This window comes from Inquilinus limosus (genome assembly GCF_051487185.1).
Taxonomy (GTDB): domain Bacteria; phylum Pseudomonadota; class Alphaproteobacteria; order DSM-16000; family Inquilinaceae; genus Inquilinus; species Inquilinus limosus_F.
The window spans coordinates 42,052-59,006 of the sequence record NZ_JAHVDK010000017.1 but is presented as its reverse complement, the minus strand read 5'-3'; the positions used below and the strand labels follow the sequence as shown (position 1 = coordinate 59,006).

15 protein-coding genes are annotated in these 16,955 nt (G+C 61.8%); 3 read left to right on the top strand and 12 right to left on the bottom strand.

All coding sequences use genetic code 11. From position 1 onward, the window contains the following. Window positions 1-209 precede the first annotated feature (209 nt). The 11 genes from KXR53_RS19780 to KXR53_RS19730 all read right to left on the bottom strand — a co-directional run bounded on the left by KXR53_RS19780 (window position 210) and on the right by KXR53_RS19730 (window position 11,690). Window positions 210-482 carry a hypothetical protein gene (locus KXR53_RS19780; RefSeq protein ID WP_437376983.1) on the bottom strand — a complete coding sequence of 91 codons (273 nt, stop codon included), beginning with the start codon at window positions 480-482 and terminating at the stop codon, window positions 210-212. Between the two features lie 304 nt (window positions 483-786). After that, window positions 787-1,476 (bottom strand): hypothetical protein, encoded by a 690-nt coding sequence (locus KXR53_RS19775; RefSeq protein ID WP_437376982.1) that lies wholly within the window; start codon window positions 1,474-1,476, stop codon window positions 787-789. A 111-nt stretch (window positions 1,477-1,587) separates the two neighbouring features. After that, window positions 1,588-2,175 (bottom strand): hypothetical protein, encoded by a 588-nt coding sequence (locus tag KXR53_RS19770; protein ID WP_437376981.1) that lies wholly within the window; start codon window positions 2,173-2,175, stop codon window positions 1,588-1,590. A 231-nt stretch (window positions 2,176-2,406) separates the two neighbouring features. Next, complete coding sequence (locus KXR53_RS19765; RefSeq protein WP_437376980.1) at window positions 2,407-3,516, bottom strand: DUF2332 domain-containing protein; 1,110 nt, start codon at window positions 3,514-3,516, stop codon at window positions 2,407-2,409. A gap of 94 nt (window positions 3,517-3,610) precedes the next feature. Next, window positions 3,611-5,740, bottom strand: coding sequence for a GNAT family N-acetyltransferase (locus KXR53_RS19760; protein WP_437376979.1), 2,130 nt, complete (start codon window positions 5,738-5,740; stop codon window positions 3,611-3,613). A gap of 311 nt (window positions 5,741-6,051) precedes the next feature. Further along, window positions 6,052-6,546 (bottom strand): hypothetical protein, encoded by a 495-nt coding sequence (locus KXR53_RS19755; RefSeq protein WP_437376978.1) that lies wholly within the window; start codon window positions 6,544-6,546, stop codon window positions 6,052-6,054. A 458-nt stretch (window positions 6,547-7,004) separates the two neighbouring features. Beyond that, window positions 7,005-7,544 (bottom strand): hypothetical protein, encoded by a 540-nt coding sequence (locus tag KXR53_RS19750; RefSeq protein ID WP_437376977.1) that lies wholly within the window; start codon window positions 7,542-7,544, stop codon window positions 7,005-7,007. A gap of 250 nt (window positions 7,545-7,794) precedes the next feature. Continuing rightward, entirely contained in the window at window positions 7,795-8,892 is a 1,098-nt protein-coding gene (locus KXR53_RS19745) for a LuxR C-terminal-related transcriptional regulator (protein WP_437376976.1), read from the bottom strand. Then, on the bottom strand, window positions 8,889-9,533 hold the full coding sequence (locus tag KXR53_RS19740) for a hypothetical protein (protein WP_437376975.1): 645 nt from the start codon (window positions 9,531-9,533) through the stop codon (window positions 8,889-8,891). Before KXR53_RS19740 ends, KXR53_RS19745 begins: the two co-directional genes overlap by 4 nt. A gap of 525 nt (window positions 9,534-10,058) precedes the next feature. Next, a complete protein-coding gene (locus KXR53_RS19735; protein WP_437376974.1) occupies window positions 10,059-10,769 on the bottom strand; it encodes a Crp/Fnr family transcriptional regulator in 711 nt (236 codons plus the stop codon). A 510-nt stretch (window positions 10,770-11,279) separates the two neighbouring features. After that, window positions 11,280-11,690, bottom strand: a complete 411-nt coding sequence (locus tag KXR53_RS19730; RefSeq protein ID WP_437376973.1) for a helix-turn-helix domain-containing protein — start codon at window positions 11,688-11,690, stop codon at window positions 11,280-11,282. Window positions 11,691-12,133: 443 nt separating this feature from the next. Here KXR53_RS19730 and KXR53_RS19725 point away from each other — a divergent pair, with 443 nt between their 5' ends. The 3 genes from KXR53_RS19725 to KXR53_RS19715 all read left to right on the top strand — a co-directional run bounded on the left by KXR53_RS19725 (window position 12,134) and on the right by KXR53_RS19715 (window position 15,555). Beyond that, window positions 12,134-12,895, top strand: a complete 762-nt coding sequence (locus KXR53_RS19725) for an EAL domain-containing protein (RefSeq protein WP_437376972.1) — start codon at window positions 12,134-12,136, stop codon at window positions 12,893-12,895. Between the two features lie 84 nt (window positions 12,896-12,979). After that, the gene (locus tag KXR53_RS19720) at window positions 12,980-14,176 is read left to right on the top strand and encodes an FIST signal transduction protein (RefSeq protein ID WP_437376971.1); all 1,197 of its coding nucleotides are present in this window, start codon (window positions 12,980-12,982) and stop codon (window positions 14,174-14,176) included. Between the two features lie 26 nt (window positions 14,177-14,202). Then, the gene (locus KXR53_RS19715; RefSeq protein WP_437376970.1) at window positions 14,203-15,555 is read left to right on the top strand and encodes a sensor histidine kinase; all 1,353 of its coding nucleotides are present in this window, start codon (window positions 14,203-14,205) and stop codon (window positions 15,553-15,555) included. A 52-nt stretch (window positions 15,556-15,607) separates the two neighbouring features. Here KXR53_RS19715 and KXR53_RS19710 read toward each other — a convergent pair whose 3' ends face one another. Then, the gene (locus tag KXR53_RS19710; protein WP_437376969.1) at window positions 15,608-16,804 is read right to left on the bottom strand and encodes a fatty acid desaturase; all 1,197 of its coding nucleotides are present in this window, start codon (window positions 16,802-16,804) and stop codon (window positions 15,608-15,610) included. Between the last annotated feature and the right edge of the window lie 151 nt (window positions 16,805-16,955).

Here is a 16,955-nt window from a genome sequence, read left to right as displayed (position 1 = left end):
GGCGCACCGCCCCGCGGAGCCAGGCGGCATTCCTGGCGGTGGCGGCGGCTTGATGATCCGGCGGGCCAGGAGCCCGGTGAGGGCGCCCCCGCGGGCAGAGGCCCCGGAGCGCAAACTCCGGGGCCCGTCGTGCCGTTCCTCAGAGTGTCAGCCCTTCGGTGATCGTGCCTGCCACCGCGAGGGCTCACCCTGGGGCGCGAAACAACCCGTCAACCGACCACGGACGTGATCACGCCCGAAGCCGACGACAACTCGTCTTCGACGGTCAGCACGAACACATCGGCCTCGGTGAAAGTATCCTTGCCGTGTGCCTGCACGTCGAAGGTGACCTGCGAGAAGTTACCCTTGATGTCGACGTCGGATTCGACTTTGACATCGATATGCACGTCCTTCTTGACGTCGATATCGAATTCGGCGTCCAACTTGAAATCGACTTCAATGTCGATGTCCTTCTTGACCTCGATATCGGAGGGATCGGACATGGAGCTCTCCCATTACCACTGTGATAGCCGACGACTGTCCAACGCTCATCGTGGGTCATTCTCGGCTGCAATTATGATATCCATTGATTTGACCGCGCCACAAGATAGCCGTAATATCTAATCCGAAAAACGTAGATTTAGTATTTGCCGTTTGTTTATTAATTTCTTGAACGCTGGTATGGTTGCTTAAAGCGAAGCATGGCCGGCGACCCGCCGGTATCTGCGTCGTGTTCGTGATCAGCCGCCTTCGGCCGATATGGAAACCAAGCCGATCCTCTGTCGCCAATTTCCGGATAGAGGGCGCTCAGTCAACTGCGAGCACCACGTCGACGGCAGCGACCGAAAGTTCGCCTTCGACGGTGAGTGCGAAGGCATCGACCGTAACAAAGGTGTCATCGCCGATCGCCTCCGCGTCGAACTCGACGGTGGCGATATTCCCGTCGAGGTCCAAACCGCCACCGTCGGCGGCTGAACCGCTACTCGAGCCGGGCTGGTCGTTCGCTTCGGCGGGGGCGTCGTCGGGAGATCCGGAGCCGGAAGACGTATCTCCCCCGCCGCTGGACAGCTGCAGGTCGTACGCCGTCAGAGTGGTGGTGGAGGTCGCAGTTGCGACGGTGCCCGTCCCGCTCGCCTGGGTGCTGTCCGTCTCCCTGTTGGTAACCAGAACGAAGTCGGCGCCGCTGGCCTGGGCGAAGGTGTCGGCCGAGGCGAAGGCGGCTCCGTCCGAATCCTCGCTCACGGCGACCGTGGTCGCCGTGCCGCTCACAGTCGTGATGTTGCCTTCATCGACCATCGAGGCTGAGACACTGCCCGCTGCGAGAGTGTCGTCACCGACCGCGACAGCCTCGCCCCCGTAACCGGCCTGCAGGCCGTCCGACCCGTCGGGACTGGAAGACTGGACCGTCGTGCTGTAAGTGGCCGAGGATGACGACGTCTCGTCGGCCGTGGAAATACCCGACTCTGAAGAGACAAAGGTGTTGCGCGTAAAGCTCATAGCCGAACTCCCGGGCTGGTGTTCATGTAAACCGTGCGCCCGCGCGTGATCGCCTGCGCCTCAGACAGCCAGATCGGACACATCCCGGCTTGGGGAGAGAGGTCGTCGATTTCAAGACGACCAATCGATATTGGCCGGCAAAATGTCCATTGTATCGACCTCGAGGTGGAGCTCCGGCGTCTCGAGTTCCATCGCGTCCACCCGAACCGCTTCGAGATAGGTGGACGATTCGGCGACCGGGTGGTCACCGCCGGTCTCCGTCGCCTCCTGATCCTTTGAGATCACCAGATCAGGACCGGTCGCGTCGGCGTCTGTTTGGGCATTGGCGACGGCAGCGCCGCCTTCCTTTGCCTCGGCCTCGGCCTCTGCGGTTGCAGAGCCCACCGCGACGGTCTTCCCGCCCAGCTTGTCGAAACCGACGGCGACATCGACCGAACTGGATGCCGTCTCGCCGCTCGCGGCAGCGCTACCGGTTGCCCCGACCTTCGTACCGCCGCTCTCCGCCTCGGCTGTTGCCGAGACGGTGGATTCCACACCCTGTTCATTGGCGCTGATGCCCAGATGGGCTGAAATACGTGCGGACTCGCCGCTGGCGGTAATCTTTGCCGAAACTTGCGAACCGTCGGCGTCGGGCACCGCGGACAGAAGATTATCGAGAACCAATTCCGGCAGAGTAAGGAGTGAGTTAAGCCATGCCATCGAAATCCTCCCTGCGTCTTAATCGAGCAACTTTGTTAGAGTCATTCTAGGTGACGCTGCAGCGCCTTTCCCGGACACAGAAGTATTAATCCGAAAGTCAAATTTCCCAGCGCATGCGGTGGTCATCGTCATCGGTGAAACGGCTGCGCGTTCCAATCAATTGACCGGTCATGGCCATGGCGGATGACCAGGCCTGACCAGCAAGACTGCCATTGTTGATGGCGATTCCAGCTACTCCTCCAGCTCAGCGGGTCGATCAGCCGGATTCCGCATCGACCGTTGCTTCCACTCCATCGAGAGCCCGTGCGGATCACAAGTGGCAAGCGTCAGAGTCGCACGTTTCCCGTCGAGATATCGGCTGAGCTTGAGGGGATTGAACGTCGCGGTCGGATTGGGGAAGGCGACTTCACCTTCGACCGAAACGCGCCAGACCGGAGCCGTCTTGCTCGCCGAGAGCAATATCTCCTCGATGCTCCTGACCTGCTCGCCATTGAGCTGGTAGCTCATCACCGTGTGATACACGCATCGCGCCTGATCTGACGGAATCTCCGCCAGCGCGCTGGCCAGATTCGCCACGGCATCGCCGCCCCTGATCCGGGGCGGGTGAACGGCTGCGATCCTCAAAGCGCCCTCGAGCTTCGCGAACCGGTCAGTGCGCTCGGGCCACACAAGGGCTTTGAGCCAGCGCCGCTCGTTCTCGTCGCCGATATCGATCGGGTAAAGCTCGAGACCGACGCGCGATGCCACGGGCGGCGGGCGCCTTCCCAAGAAGGGCACGCCGGCTCCTTTCAGCAGGCATGAAAGGACAAGGCCCGTATCGGTTCGGCGCTCGATCTTCGACTCGCCTTGCTCGTCTGTGTATCGATAGGCGTATCGATCGAAGTTCAGATTCAGGCCGGCGCTGGATCCGATCTCAACGAGAGCGAGGGGGGCGTTTGCCGCGTGTGCGACGATGTCGAATGCGGGCGCCAACAAGGCGCTCCGGCCAACTTCGTTGGTGTTTGTGACTCGATTCGAAATGATGTCGACGAGGTCGGCTTCATAAGCACGGCAAAACGCCTCGAACGACGCGAATGCGCCGTCATCCACGGGCCTTTTGCCGCCCACACTCGGGTAGTAATCCTTCAGCGGATGATCGACGCCCCCGAGCAGGAGGTAGTGTACCGCCCCGAAGATGAGATTGGCTGGCGGTTGACCCTTCTTGCGCCGTGCTGCCATGAGTTGAAGTGCGGGGCTGTCCGCAATACCCGATGCCAGATTTTCGTAAAGGGGTGAGCCGCCGCGCCGAGCCTCGTTGGCGAAGAAGCGAAAATAGTGAGCGCTTGTTTCAAACACCGCCATGATACGCATCCGTCAAGGTTAAAATACGCCGTGGATCTTTGGCCTGGGTACAAGGTCAGTGTATTGGAACGGCCTTCATTTTGCTGGGACAGAACTAGGCCAAAGCTTCTTCCATTTCTCTCGCCATCTGCTTTCTTTGCCGCTTGAGGCTATACGTTAGTACGTGTCCCACCAGCTCTTCGTATTGAATTCCATGCAATGCGGCTGCGCGATAGATCACCGAGGCCGGCGACATGTTGCAGGCGATGTTCACCTCGATGAACACCAGCCGATCGCTGTCCGGGTCGTACCGGAAGTCGAAACGCGCGTAGTCGAATGGCGAGATTTCGGCCGCCATCCTCGCAGCGGCCTCCAGAGCCTGCCGAGCCCCGGGCCCGTTGTAGGGAGCGGAGCTGTAGGAGTGGTCGAGGCCCCGCTTGCCTTCATGGGTGACGATGTTGTCGCCGGGGCGGCCGCGCTCCTCGAAGGCTGCAAGGGAACATGGGGGAAAGCCTTCCACGACCGGAACCGTTATATTGATGCCGGGCACGAACTCTTCGAGGATGAAGTCCCGTCCCCCGTTGCGCGGATCGGAGATGATTTCGAGCGCACGGCGCCAGTCTGATTCGGTGTCCACCTTTGCGAGCGCCTCTGACGCGATCCCTCCTCGTGGCTTGAGTACCCAGGACCCGGACGGGCTGGATTCGCCCATGTCCGGAAGGCCCTGGCTGATGATCCTGTGCTTGGCCACAACCAGCCCCAAGGAGGCGGCGACCTGCTTCGCCAGCACCTTGTCCTCCGAAATCGCACGGGTTGGTGCCGATGATCCGAGGCAGGGGACGCCGCGGAAGGCCGCGATCGCAGGTGCCAGGAGCTCGTGGCCGTCGAATACGGCATGAGAATGGATCGCGTAGAGGAAATCGAAGTCGAGGGGCCCAAACAGCACCTGATGCTCGCTCGCGGGTGTAACCCTGAAGCCGAGTCCCCGTATCGTTTTGAGCAGCACTTCATGGTAGGTGACGTGATAGCCATATTTGGCCTTGCGTTCCGTGCTGGAATCGAGGGCATGGCGGGCCAGGAACAACACATGGGCCGCCTGCTCCTGGGCAGACGGCCGCAACAACCACCTGGTCAACTCGCCTTCCGTGCTGGAGCGGACAAGCGGACCCCCGCCGTCGACCCTCTTTGGGAGACTTTGCCGATTCCTGGCACTTACGACGATATATCGGATGTGGCGTTCCCGTGCCCCGAATAGATACTTATATGGCTCATTGCCCCGCAGGAAATCGTAGCTTTTGAAGCCATTGTCGATGGCGTATCGGATGCTATGCGAATGCAGAACGAAACCCGGGGGAGGACTACTGACCGTCTCGTCACGGCTGCCCACATAGAAGAGCAGTGATCGATTTTTGGTATCAATTATCGAAGCGAGCGCCCCAAGCGGGATTCCTTGTTTCCACAAAACGGGCAGAAACAAAGATCCGCTTTTAAAACAATGCGTCAGCATCCTGCGTTGAATCTCCACTATGCTATCAATTCGATCTCCTTTTCGATCTGCCCATTTTGATTTCCAAAATCGAAGTAGTATATCCAGATCGCGATCAATTGTATCGTGATCAGAATGCGTGATCTGAAAGCCTCCGAAACCATCGAGCTTTCTCAGGAAGCGTCTAATTTTGGACCTAGTATTTGGCCGTAAGCTGCTGAGGTAATCCTCCCACTGGGCTGGAAGATCCACGTAGGGACATACATAGTTGTCTACGTTGTCTCTCTTATTCATGATCTTTATATGCTTCGTTTCGAAATCCTCAGATGAGAGAAGCCTTAGAAGCATTCGAATTCGATCGTTCGAAGCGAGTATATTTTCCAGATGAAGATCGTCCCAATCGAGATGTTTCAAGGCCTTTGCAAATGCATATATTGCATTTTCTTGAAATTCAGGTACACAGATGAATCCAGTATAGTCAGCTAGACGATTGCACGCCGTAGAAATTTCTTTGCGGATGTTGCCGTCTTGCGTCCTGCTCATCCTGTACTTGAGGGGGAAGAAGGCCACCGGGGATGAGGATGGGTCGGCATTCGGCTTCACGCACAGTATAAACCACCCGGATGCATCACCAAGCCACCCGGAAAGGAAAGTCCATGACAGAAAAAACTGAGCTTCCGGGTCTGCGTCATAGACGGCATCCCATTGGTCTCTGGACTTAACGAAGTCGGGCAGGTTGTTTATGAGATTGACATACATCTTGTCTACCTCGATTCCTCGTCTCGGGAAGCGCAGGCCTTTTGTGAGCGGGACGCGAAGACCTTTGATGCTACCCGGTCCAGGCTGGCCTGAGGCTGCTCAGACGGTGCATCCACTTGAGGAGGAGGGCGTCTGGTCCTACGTGAAGAATGCGATTCAGGCGGGCATGATCCGCTCGTCAACGGCACCTCGCCACGCCCGCCGAGTTCGGCGCCCTCATCGCCAAGCGTTGCCGCATGGCTGCAGTTGCAGCCATGTCGCCGCTGCCCTTCGTTCGATCGGAACTTGTCCGTGAGATAGGTCGGAGTTGGTCAGCCGACCGCCGACGTGGTCATGACGGTCGACTGAGAGAACTCATCCTCGACCGTGAGGGCATAGGCATCGGCGGTGACAAGCGAATCCTGTCCACTGGCCTGAGCATCGAAGGTCGCAGTCGCGTGATTGCCGTCGAGATCGATGTCGGCGTCACTGTCATGCGTCTCCGTAGTGTTGGCTATGACCAGCGTTGGGAGGTCAATCAGCGGGACATCAATCGCCGTGAATTTTGTGGCTGATTGGTCGTACACGCCGTCCTCACCAGTTCCCGAACTATGCTTGGTATTCGCGATAATGATGTCGGCACCCGAGACGGAAGCGTCGGTAGAAGCGCTGGCGAAGGCATCTTCGCCCTCGGCGGCCGCCGTGGCCGTCACTTCGCCTCCCCCTATGCTGGCGAGGCCGAGGTCGTGCATGCGGGACGTGGAGTCCACCTCTGTCAGCGTGTCCTCGCCGCTGGCGACGGCATCGCCATAGAGGGTCGCTGACATGCCGCTGCTATCGGCCGGTGGCTTACCGGTTGAGCCAGCCAAGATACTGAGAATTCCCATGTCTGCCCCCCTTTGGCTAATACTCCCGCGCCATGCCGCGAGTGTTGGCGACGATTTCGTCATCACCAGTGTAGGGTGTTGGTTGAAATCTGTCGAAACGCTAAGAAGCTTTACACCGAAAGACGGCGAGCCGCGGGAGGTTTGCCATAACGGCGGCGGCTTGGCTTCGGGAGGACTTTCGGCTCAGCGGCAGCGTGAATTGGCCAAAGGTTCGCATTGCGCAGGCCGGACATGGCGGGTCCTGGCCCGCGCAACGCCTTCAACGCGCACGGCCGCGGTGGGGCTGCTGAATGACAAGGCCCGACAACCCATCGATCTTGAGCGCAGCCTGGCGCCAGGCGCTGGGCCGACATGGTCGAGAGAGCGCAGGCCGGCGACGTCCTCGATGCCGCAGGTGGTCAGTCGACCACCGATGTGATCACGACGGTCGACTGGGAGAGTTCATCCTCGACCGCGAGGGCAAAAGCATCGACGGAGACCAGAGAATCCTGCCCGCTGGCCTGAGCATCGAAAGTCACTGTCGCAATATTGCCATCGAGATCGACGTCGGCATCGTTGTCATGCTTGTCCTTGCCTTTGTATATGACGACTGTTTCGCCGTCCTTTCCGTCTTTATCAGTCGCCTTGAATTTGGTGACTGACTCGTCATAACTGCCGTCCTCGCCGCTTCCAGATTTATTTTTGGTCTTCACGACGATCTTGTCCGCACCAGAAACGGAAAGGTCGGTATAAGCGCTGGCGAACGCATCCTGGCCTTCGGCGGCCGCCGTGGCCGTCACTGTGCCTTTCACGACAGTGGATTGAGGGCCATCGCGCATATTCACAGTGGCGTCCACCTTGGCGAACGTGTCCTCGCCACCGGCGACGGCGTCGCCGTAGACAGACGCTGTCATACCGTTGGTATTAGTCGGCGTCCCGCCGGTCTTGCCTTTCCCCATGTCCGATCTCCCCTAATGATTAATGCTTTCGTGCGATATCACGAGATCTGGTGAGGCCTGCATGATCACATTCTGGTGGCGTGGTTTCGATTTGTCGAAATACAAGGAGTTGTACACCGAAAGTCGGATTCTCTTGCACCATCGGATTTACTGCCATGGGTGAAGCCGGTCATTGAGGGCGGACACCAGCAGTGGTCCGCCTACGGTCCTGGTTGCGGATGATCGCGGCGGTCTCCGATCGGTGCTTCGATCATTTCCTGGTCAAGCTTGCGGCGAGCAGCGCCACCTGGGTGCGATTGGCCAATCCCATTTTCCTCATGATATGGCGCACGTGGACCTTGACCGTCGCCTCGCTCATGTTGAGCTCGCGTGCGATCTGCTTGTTCGATTTCCCCTGGCGCAGCCAGTCCAGAACCGCGAGCTCACGCGGCGTGAGGGCGCCCAGCACCGAGATGGCGAAGGCCGGATCGTCTGCTGGCGCAGTTCTCGCTGCCTCGGTGGCAAGCGGCGAGGTGGAACTGGGGCCCGCAGCATCGGAGAAAAGTGGCACGGCGTCCACGAATCCGCTCCTCGTCGCCTCCAGCGCGATGGGAGCCTGACCGCTCAGGCCCCCTTCGATTGCGCCGGGAATGCTCTCGCCCTTCGCCTCATCGGGGAGCTTTGCCGTCGGTGGATCGATGCGGCGCACACCGATCTCGCCCGCATCGAGCCCGCCTGGGACCAGTTCGGGCGGCGTGTCTTGAAGCAGCTGGCTCGATATTGCGAGTTCCGGCGGCGGCACCAGGGTGCTCTCTGGCGGAGTGCGGTTGGCTGACTCGTCTTCCGGCGTCGCGCCGGCCGCCTCTTCTGCGATCAGCGGCGGTGGCGAGGCAGGAGGATGGGCCCCTGGATCAAGGCTGGCGAGGAGGGGCTCGGCCGGTACGAACGTGCCCCCAGCCGCCACGAAACGCAGCGCGTCGACGACCTGTCGGAGCTCCAGGGAGAGCGGAATGTAGCCGCTCACGCCTCGCTCGATCGCACCCAGGATGTCATCGGCATCCGTGCTGTCGGACAGCACGACCACGGGCAAGCCGGGCAGACGGGAGCACGCGATCGTGATATCGGCCGACACGCGGGGATCGGCGAGACCGCTTCCGGTGGCGTTGATGAGGACGAGTGCCGAGCGGCCCGGCGGATCCGGTGGCGCGAGATCGGAGGCATTCTCGAAGCGCAACACCCGAAGATCCTGCTGCGCCGTTTCCAGAGCCTGGGCGAACGCCTCCCGCGTCCAGGAACGCGCATCCACCAGCAGGACCGTGATCGTCGCCTGAGGCCCGGCGCGGCCGTCCTCCGCGCCATTCCTGCTCAAGGGGTAGCACCCAAGGTTGGCGCGCCGAACGCTCCCGTCCGACGTTCGAGCACAGCCTGCTCAGGGCAGGCCGGCTGTTCCGGCTCTGGCTGGCCATTGCGCCGCGACCGCATCAACGCGTCGGCCGGAACAAACGAGCCGCCTGCCAGGACCATTCGGATCGCCTTGATGACGAGGCGGGGCTCCAGGCTGGTCGGAATGTAGCCGCGGGCGCCTTCGCGGAAGGATGCGACCACCTCTTCGGCCTCTTCGCGGTCCGACAGGACGATGACGGGGGTGGAGCTCAAGGCGCGGCCGAGATCCCGCAGCTGCGCAGCTATCGGTGCTTCGGTGACCGAGCGCATCCCGACGCACATGACGACGCAGCAAGGTGCAGGTGTGTTCACGAGCACTTCCTTCAGTAGCTCGGCGACGCCACTGAATGGCCGCGTACCCTTGCGGATGTAGGCGCGCAGCAAGATCTGCGTGCTGGCGCGGCGTAATGGAAATTCATCGATCAGCGCGATGTTGGCAGTTCGGCCGTTCCTGCCGCGCAATCTCACGTCGTTCGAACCTGGCGCCACCGGTGTCGCCGAAATGCAAGCGGACTCCGGAGTGTCGACCAATTCCCGTATCGCGACGTGCTGCTTTTCCTGCGACATGTGTTCCCCCTTCCTTTGCCGGTTCCGAGACATTGCCACTCCGGTAACATCTCGAGGGCACTCCTACGGAACGACAACCCGAATGGCAGACCGGGGCACGCTATGGTCGGGTGCCGGCTCCATGCGGGTTGTTCAGTGCTGCGTCTGGTGTCGGAGCTCATTTGAGCAGGGGAACCAAGTTTTCCCCCGACGATTCACGGCAAATCCATAGCGGGCACTGTCCCGGAGGCTGCCCCAACATCGTCTGTTCTACTGCGATTTCTTTCCTATCGTTGAGTGATCCCGTATTCGACTTAAGTTATCCTGCATTTTTGCACAAAAGTCCACTATCTATTCAGAGCATGGCTAAAGATAGTCACGATCCAGTCAATATAAGTTGAATTCGGAGATCGATTTATATCGGCAAAATGAGAATGTGTATTAGCAAGATTACAGATCAAAGGTGCTGTTAATCTTTGTTAATCTGGCCGGTATTCGACACGCGGTCGCGTACATTGCTGGCTGGGCGCCACTTCGGGGCGAGCTTTAATCGAGATAGGCGAGGTTAAATTGCGTCAGCTCGATAAGTGCCGCACGGTCGATAAATTCGACCTGGGAGTTCTGAAATGCGAGAAGCCGGCGCTGCCGCAAGTCTCTGAGCGTCCGATTTATATGAATTGTAGTCAACCCTAAAGCATCTGCAAGGTCTTGTTGAGTCAATGGGCAGGTGAATACGCCATTCGTTTCATGGTCGATCAAATTGAGCCTGGCCTCCAATTCGAGGAGGAGGTGGGCGGTGCGGACCAGCGCAGATCTCCTGCCAACATTGACCAGGTGCTCGGCCAGAATTGCTGCCTGCCGAGACATGGCCCAGCGCATTGCTGACCTGATCCGGGGCCATTGCCGAAAGGCCGAGGAGAGGACAGGCAGCGGAACTTCCGCGATCTCCGCTGCCGTGACCGTGGCGAAACCCCGATCGCTGCTGTGAAGAGGACCGCTGCCCACACCGAAGAGATCGCCGGGGATCAGAAAATCGATGATCTGCCGGCTTCCGTCGGGCAGCTTCTTGAAGGAACAGCACCAACCATCACAAACGATCAATACTGGCCTCTTCCTCTGCCCTTCCTGTACCAGCTCTCTTCTTGCGGTATGAATTTGGCGATTGCTCTGCAATGCTCGGATGGCCGAAGCCTCCTCCGGAGACAAGGTCAGGAAACGGCTGAGCTTTACGACAAGAGAATTCTGTCGTTCACTCATGGCTCTCATCCGCCTCAATAGATGATCTCAAAAAACTGAAGCATCTAGGAAATGCTATCACTATCCGACAGGGCTAATTGGCGGAGGCTCATACCCCAGTTTGCTCCATGCGGCGTATTCAACCTAGGGTGGGGCTGAGGCGATGTGGCGTATCCAGAAGGATGAGGACGGATCGGATGATGATCGACGGGGGAGGAGGCCGGGCGATGCCGGCGAAGCCGCTGGCCGCTTCCCGCCGTTCGGGGGATCCACTGGAGGCGCGTAACGGTCCCGTCCGATTCTGGCTCGGCACCAAAGTGCACCGTGGGACGAAGGCCGGTCTCTGGCGGTCGTTCATGGGGTGCGGGGAACGATACCGGGTCTGCGTGGCGGCTCGGTTGGCCTCGCTTCGCGATCCTTTCAAGTCCTGACGATTGTCGGTTGCGTATGCCGCAACCATCTTTGTTATAGCTGGCTACGCATTGATATTCCGACGCACAGCCCCGCCCACGAACGTCGGCGGGGCTTCCGCTATCCGCCTTTGGATATAACGGTGTAGCTATTGGCGCCCTGCTGGCGCAGCCCGCACCGTCTGACCTTCCGGTGCAGCATCGCACGAGAGATGCCGAGGGCCGCGGCGGCGGCAGTGACGTTCCCGCCCGTGCGCTCCAGGGCGAGCCGGATCACTCGTGTTTCGGGGGAGACCGCGCAGCCATCGCCACTGGCGGCCTCGTCGCGGCAGGTCCCGAGCGGCGGCGGCAGGTGATGCGGCAACACCATGCCGCCGTCGCCGTCCAAGGCGACGGCAAAGCGCAGCGCATTGCGCCGCTCCCGCAGATTGCCGGGCCAGAGGTTGACGGGAGCTCCAGCCTGATCGCTGCGGCGGAAGAACAGGTCCTCGCGGCAGAGGCCGTCCCGCACCCGCTGCGGCAGGTCGCCCACGGTCGCGTTCGACTATTCGGCCTTTTCGGTCGACGGGCGGACGGACCTCAGCACGGTGGTCTACAATCCAGCGATGCCGGCGGATACGCTGAAGATCAGCTCGTTGATCGGCTCGACGCCAAGCCGCGAGGGATATGATCATTGCTGCGAGCAGCCGGCGCGAGAGCCGGGTCGTCGCGGGAGAAAGTGGATCGGCATAACCGCCGGGTGTCCTGAACAGATCCTTGACACCCTGGCGACCCAGATGCGGGGGCCGAGACATGCATGAGACGCAAATTGATTCTTCTCAATCACGCCCGATTTAATCTAAAATTTCTCGATTCCTGTATCGGATGTGCGATCGGGAAATCGGATGTGACCCGATATAGATGGACGTTTGCGGGCGCTGTTCCGGCCGTAGGAGATAGGTCATTATTCGCTTTCGTCGCGGATGGAAGCATGGATTGCCGGGGAAGGCGGACCTCCTGACGGCACGTCAGGCTAGGCAGTTTTTTCTTGTATTCCAGCCGATTGTGGCCGTCGCCGATGGCGACTTGTGGGGATTCGAGGCACTGATGCGTTGGCGCCATCCGATCCACGGCGAGATCGCGCCCAGCACCTTCATTCCAGTCGCCGAGGCCTCCGGCCTCATCACCCATTTCGGCGAATGGGCTCTCCAGGACGCCTGCCGGCAGGCGGCCGCCTGGCCCTGGTCAGCGCAGGTCTCGGTCAACATCTCCGCCGCGCATATTCGATCTGCCGGCTTCCCTTCGATGGTGGCGACAGCGCTTGCGGACAGCAGGCTGGATCCGACGCGACTGGAGCTCGAGATCACGGAATCGGTTCGGCTCGAGGCATCAGCGGAGATCACGGGGGTGTTCGAGCAGTTGAGGGCTGTCGGCATCCGACTGGTTCTCGACGACTTCGGCACCGGCTGGTCGTCCCTCGACATGCTGCGGCGTTTCCCCTTTGACGGCCTGAAGATCGACCAGTGTCTCGTTGCAGATCTCCCGGCCAATCCGCGCGCCATCGCGATCATCCGCGCCATCGTGCAACTCGCCAGAGACATGGATATCCGCGTGACGGCGGAAGGCGTGGAGAATGCCATTCAACTGCGAATCCTGCGGGATCTGGGCTGCGAGCGGCTGCAGGGGTTTCTGGTGGCGGTGCCGGAACCGGAGGCGGTGGCGCCGAGCCGGGACCTTTGGCGTGCGCCGGTGCAGTGAGCGGTGGACACGGCGTGCGTCCTGTCGCTGAATGGACGTTCGGCAGAGGCCCAAGGTTGGATGTCCTAGGGCCGGAGGGTGGGGATGGTCGCGATCGGTCATGGCAGGAGCGTCTCGGCTGCGGCGGCGATTGAACAATGCCGTGCGGCGGTCGGCGACGTGGTCCCCCGCCTCCTTCTGGTTTTTTGCGGCGGCAAGCACGACGGCTCCGATATCCTCAAGGCGCTCCGGGCAGCGTTCGGCGACGAGGTCCCGATCGTCGGCGGATCAGCGGCCGGCGTTATCTGGCGAGACGGCCTCGGCTACAGCGGATTGGAGGTCGGGCTCGTCGCCTTCGGAGAGGGCGATGTCCTGCCCCAGATCGTGGTCAACCGCGACCTGCTGCAGGATGAGCATGCCGCCGGGCTCGCGCTCGGACGGAGGCTGGCTGAAACCGCTGCAGCAGGCTCTGTCGTGCTAATGCTCTACGACAGTGTCGCCAACCCGTCGCCGCTTCGGCTGCATCCGGCGAGCGACCTTGTCGAGGGGCTGCAGTCGGGCCTTGCCGGCCATCGGATCCGGCTGATCGGCGGCGGAACCCTGACCGACATGAATCTGTCCGACGCCTGGGTGCTCGATGGCGCGTCCGTCACCAAGCACGCGGCCGTCGCGCTGGTCTTTCCGCCCGGGATCGGGGACGAGACGGTCATCCTGCATGGCTGCCGCCCGGTCAGCACATTCATGGAGATCACGCGGATCGAGGGGGCAGAGGTGTTCGAGCTCGACGGCCGCCCCGCGCTCGAGGTGATCGAGCAGATGCTGGGCGTGACCCTGGGCACCACCGCGTCGCACGACCTGTCGCTGATCGCGACGCTGGGCGAGAAGCAGGGGGACCCATACGCGGCTTACGACGAGAACAGCTATGTCAACCGCCTGATCCTGCGCGCCAACCGGACCACCGGATCGATCACCCTATTCGAGAAGGATTTCCGCCTCGGCACGCGGGTTCAGATCATGTCCCGCGACAATGCGCTGATGCTGCAGAGCGTTCGAAACGGGATCAGCGCGATCAACCAGACGCGGCGAGAGGGGCAGCCGCTTCTGGCGATCTATATCGACTGCGCCGGCCGTGCCAGCGCCCGCAGCGGTGCCGCGGTCGAGGAGGCCCGGCTGGTGGCGGAGGGCCTCGACCCCGCGATCCCTTTCCTCGGCTTCTATTCCGGCGTCGAGATCGCGCCCTTCGATGGCTATAGCCGGCCTCTGGACTGGACCGGCCTCCTGACCGTGCTCTCCGTCCGATGAACGGCGAATCACGAAGGGCTGTCGGCGTGTCGCCCGGTCAACTGGAGCGGGAGCTCGCCTATTACCAGCGCGAGTGCAACGATCTCGGCGCGCGCCTGCTGCGGCTGCAGGAGGAACAGAGCCAGGCCTTCCGGGAAGCGCGGCGCAGCCGAACCCTGGCCAAGCTGATCCGTGAAGCGCATCGTCTCGCGGACACGGTGATCGGCCCGGATGATCTCGGCGACCAGATCCTGGAGATCGTCGTCGACAATGCGATGTGCGATCGCGCGGCGCTGCTGGTCGAGGAAACGCCGGGGAGCCGCACCTTCCGTGTGACGCATGCCATCGGGCTGCGTGAGAAGGCGAGCTCGCCGATCACGCTGCCGAGCGTGCCGGATTTCTTCTTCACCACCGCCCAGACCCGGATCGAGCCGCCGGCCTATGAGCTCACGGGCATCCTGCAACTGCCCTATGTTCTCTGGGCGTATGACCGCATGACGGGCCATGCGCTGATGATCGGCAACCGGTCCGAGGCGAATGTGAGCCGGGCCTTCGAGGCCGGCGACCAGGAACTCATCGAGGGGGGCCTTTCGGTCTATATCGACGTGCTGGCCCGCAAGCAGGCGGAGCAGGAGCTGCGGCGCGCGATGCGCGCGGCGGAGCAGGCCGACGAGGCGAAGGCCGCCTTCCTTGCGACGCTCAGCCACGAGCTGCGGACGCCGTTGAACGCCATCATCGGCCTGGCCGACATCCTGTCGTCGAAGCGGCCATCAGCCCTGACCGCGGAGCGGTCTGGCGCCTATGCGGCCGAGATCGCCGGCTCGGGCCGCCACCTGCTGCGCCTCATCAACGATATTCTGGACTATTCGGGTATCGCCCGAGGCCATCTGGCCATCCAGCCCGAATGGATCCGCCTGGAGCATGCGGTTGGCGCTGCCGTCCGAGCGGCGCAGGGCATGGCGGAGGAGCGGGGCGTCGCGCTGTCGATGACCCCGATCGATCCCGCCTTCGGCCTGCTCGTCGATTCGGTTCGTTTCCGCCAGATCCTCGACAACCTGATCGGCAATGCGATCAAATTCACGCCGCAAGGCGGCCAGGTGACCGTCGAAGCCATCGCAGCGGACACATCGGTCCGGCTCCTGGTCAGGGACACCGGGATCGGAATGCGGCCGGAGGACATCGCGGTTGCGATGGAGCCGTTCCGTCAGCTCGAAAACGCGGTGACCCGCAAGGCGGCGGGCACCGGGCTGGGCCTGCCGATCACCAAGGGCCTTGTCGAAGCCCATGGCGGTTCTCTCGCGATCACGAGCGAGCCGGGCCGCGGGACAACCGTCTGCGTCGAGTTTCCGGCAGATCTCGGCAGCCCGGGTCGGACGGACAGCCCGAAGGCAGGGGGCTGATCCGGCTCTTCTCGAACGGCGAGAGTGCGGGCCGATACGGAACGACCGGACTCTAGTGCGGCCATATCGGCACGACGCCCTTGGGGGTGGCCGACAAGGTCGCGAGGTTCTCGTCGATGGCGCGGAACAGCCCCCAGGTTTCGCCGTAGTTCCGGGGGAAGCCAGGGCATCCCGCATCCACGTCCCTCTGCCGGGCGTGGATGTAGTCGGTCCATTGCTTGGTCGACGGGCGGCGATGGTGGAAGTCGTGGCACGGCGCGTCCCCGACCAGGACGATGACGCGGACCAGGAGCTGGACTGTGAGCATGTTCAACCACCAGCCGCTCCAGGCGACGAGGCCCGCGAGCGACCAGGCCGAGTCCCGCGGCGGGTGGGCGCCCGGAAACACACCGGCGGTCGCCAGGCAGACGAATTCCTTGTCGCGCGCGGCGATGAGCGCCGGCTCCGGAAAGCGGTGCTCGCAGAGAATCCGGCCAATCGTCGCCCATTGCAGGAACAGCGTCAGCGGCAGGAACCAGATGACAAGGTAGGTGAGGGCATGGCCCGCGAGCGTCGAAGCCAACACCGGAAGCGCGAAGGCGGCCATCGCCACCACATTGTGCCGCGGGTCGTGCGAGCGCATGGCGGCACGCATGCGGCGAAGCAGGAACCGGAGATGGAAGCCGGGCGAAAAGACGACGTTGACCAGCACCCGCCGCCACAATTCGCGCTTCGGCAGCTCCGGCTCGAGACGGCACATGCCGAGGACGAAATCGGCGAACTCGTCCTCCTCCGTCAGCAGCTTGCGGGCGCTGTGGTGATGCATGTGCTCCTTTCGATAGTGGTCGAAATGCTTGAACAGAAAGACGGCGGAGATCAGCCGGCCCACGGCGCGATTGCGCTCCCAGGTGCGGAACACGGTCCCGTGAGCGCAATGATGGAACACCACCACCTGAAACAGCCCGAGACCGGAGGTGGTGAGCGTCAGTGAGGCGAAGAGCAGAAAGGCGCCGGTGACCATCGGGACGATGGTCGACAGCACGCCGAGCAGCAGGCCTGCCGCGACCAGGAGACATGCCTGATACACGAAGTGCGTCGGGGAGCGTGCGACCTCGGCCTCTTCCGGAGCCGGCCGGGCGGTCAGCCAGGACAGGAACGGCTGAACGGCGGCCGGCAGCCGCGCAGCCATTTCGGCACGGGGATCGCGCCGTGCAGTGAGCGCAGCCCCGCGCGCACCGGCATCCCCAATTTCGGCGACAATGGTGGACATGAAACGCTCCTTCCGCATCGGCACGGCGTAATTCGTCATGACTCCGAGAGGAATGAAAGCCGTCTCAAAGGATGCGAATTACCCAAAAAGACTGCCTGATGCTCGCGAGGCGTGAAAGCAACAGTGTCGCCCGTCAATAGATGGAGCATTT

Coding starts and splice junctions, on each gene's coding strand:
- KXR53_RS19780 (WP_437376983.1), bottom strand. CDS start 482: ATGTCCGATCCCTCCGATATCGAGGTCAAGAAGGACATCGACATTGAA.
- KXR53_RS19775 (WP_437376982.1), bottom strand. CDS start 1,476: ATGAGCTTTACGCGCAACACCTTTGTCTCTTCAGAGTCGGGTATTTCC.
- KXR53_RS19770 (WP_437376981.1), bottom strand. CDS start 2,175: ATGGCATGGCTTAACTCACTCCTTACTCTGCCGGAATTGGTTCTCGAT.
- KXR53_RS19765 (WP_437376980.1), bottom strand. CDS start 3,516: ATGGCGGTGTTTGAAACAAGCGCTCACTATTTTCGCTTCTTCGCCAAC.
- KXR53_RS19760 (WP_437376979.1), bottom strand. CDS start 5,740: ATGTATGTCAATCTCATAAACAACCTGCCCGACTTCGTTAAGTCCAGA.
- KXR53_RS19755 (WP_437376978.1), bottom strand. CDS start 6,546: ATGTCAGCGACCCTCTATGGCGATGCCGTCGCCAGCGGCGAGGACACG.
- KXR53_RS19750 (WP_437376977.1), bottom strand. CDS start 7,544: ATGGGGAAAGGCAAGACCGGCGGGACGCCGACTAATACCAACGGTATG.
- KXR53_RS19740 (WP_437376975.1), bottom strand. CDS start 9,533: ATGTCGCAGGAAAAGCAGCACGTCGCGATACGGGAATTGGTCGACACT.
- KXR53_RS19735 (WP_437376974.1), bottom strand. CDS start 10,769: ATGAGTGAACGACAGAATTCTCTTGTCGTAAAGCTCAGCCGTTTCCTG.
- KXR53_RS19720 (WP_437376971.1), top strand. CDS start 12,980: ATGGTCGCGATCGGTCATGGCAGGAGCGTCTCGGCTGCGGCGGCGATT.
- KXR53_RS19710 (WP_437376969.1), bottom strand. CDS start 16,804: ATGTCCACCATTGTCGCCGAAATTGGGGATGCCGGTGCGCGCGGGGCT.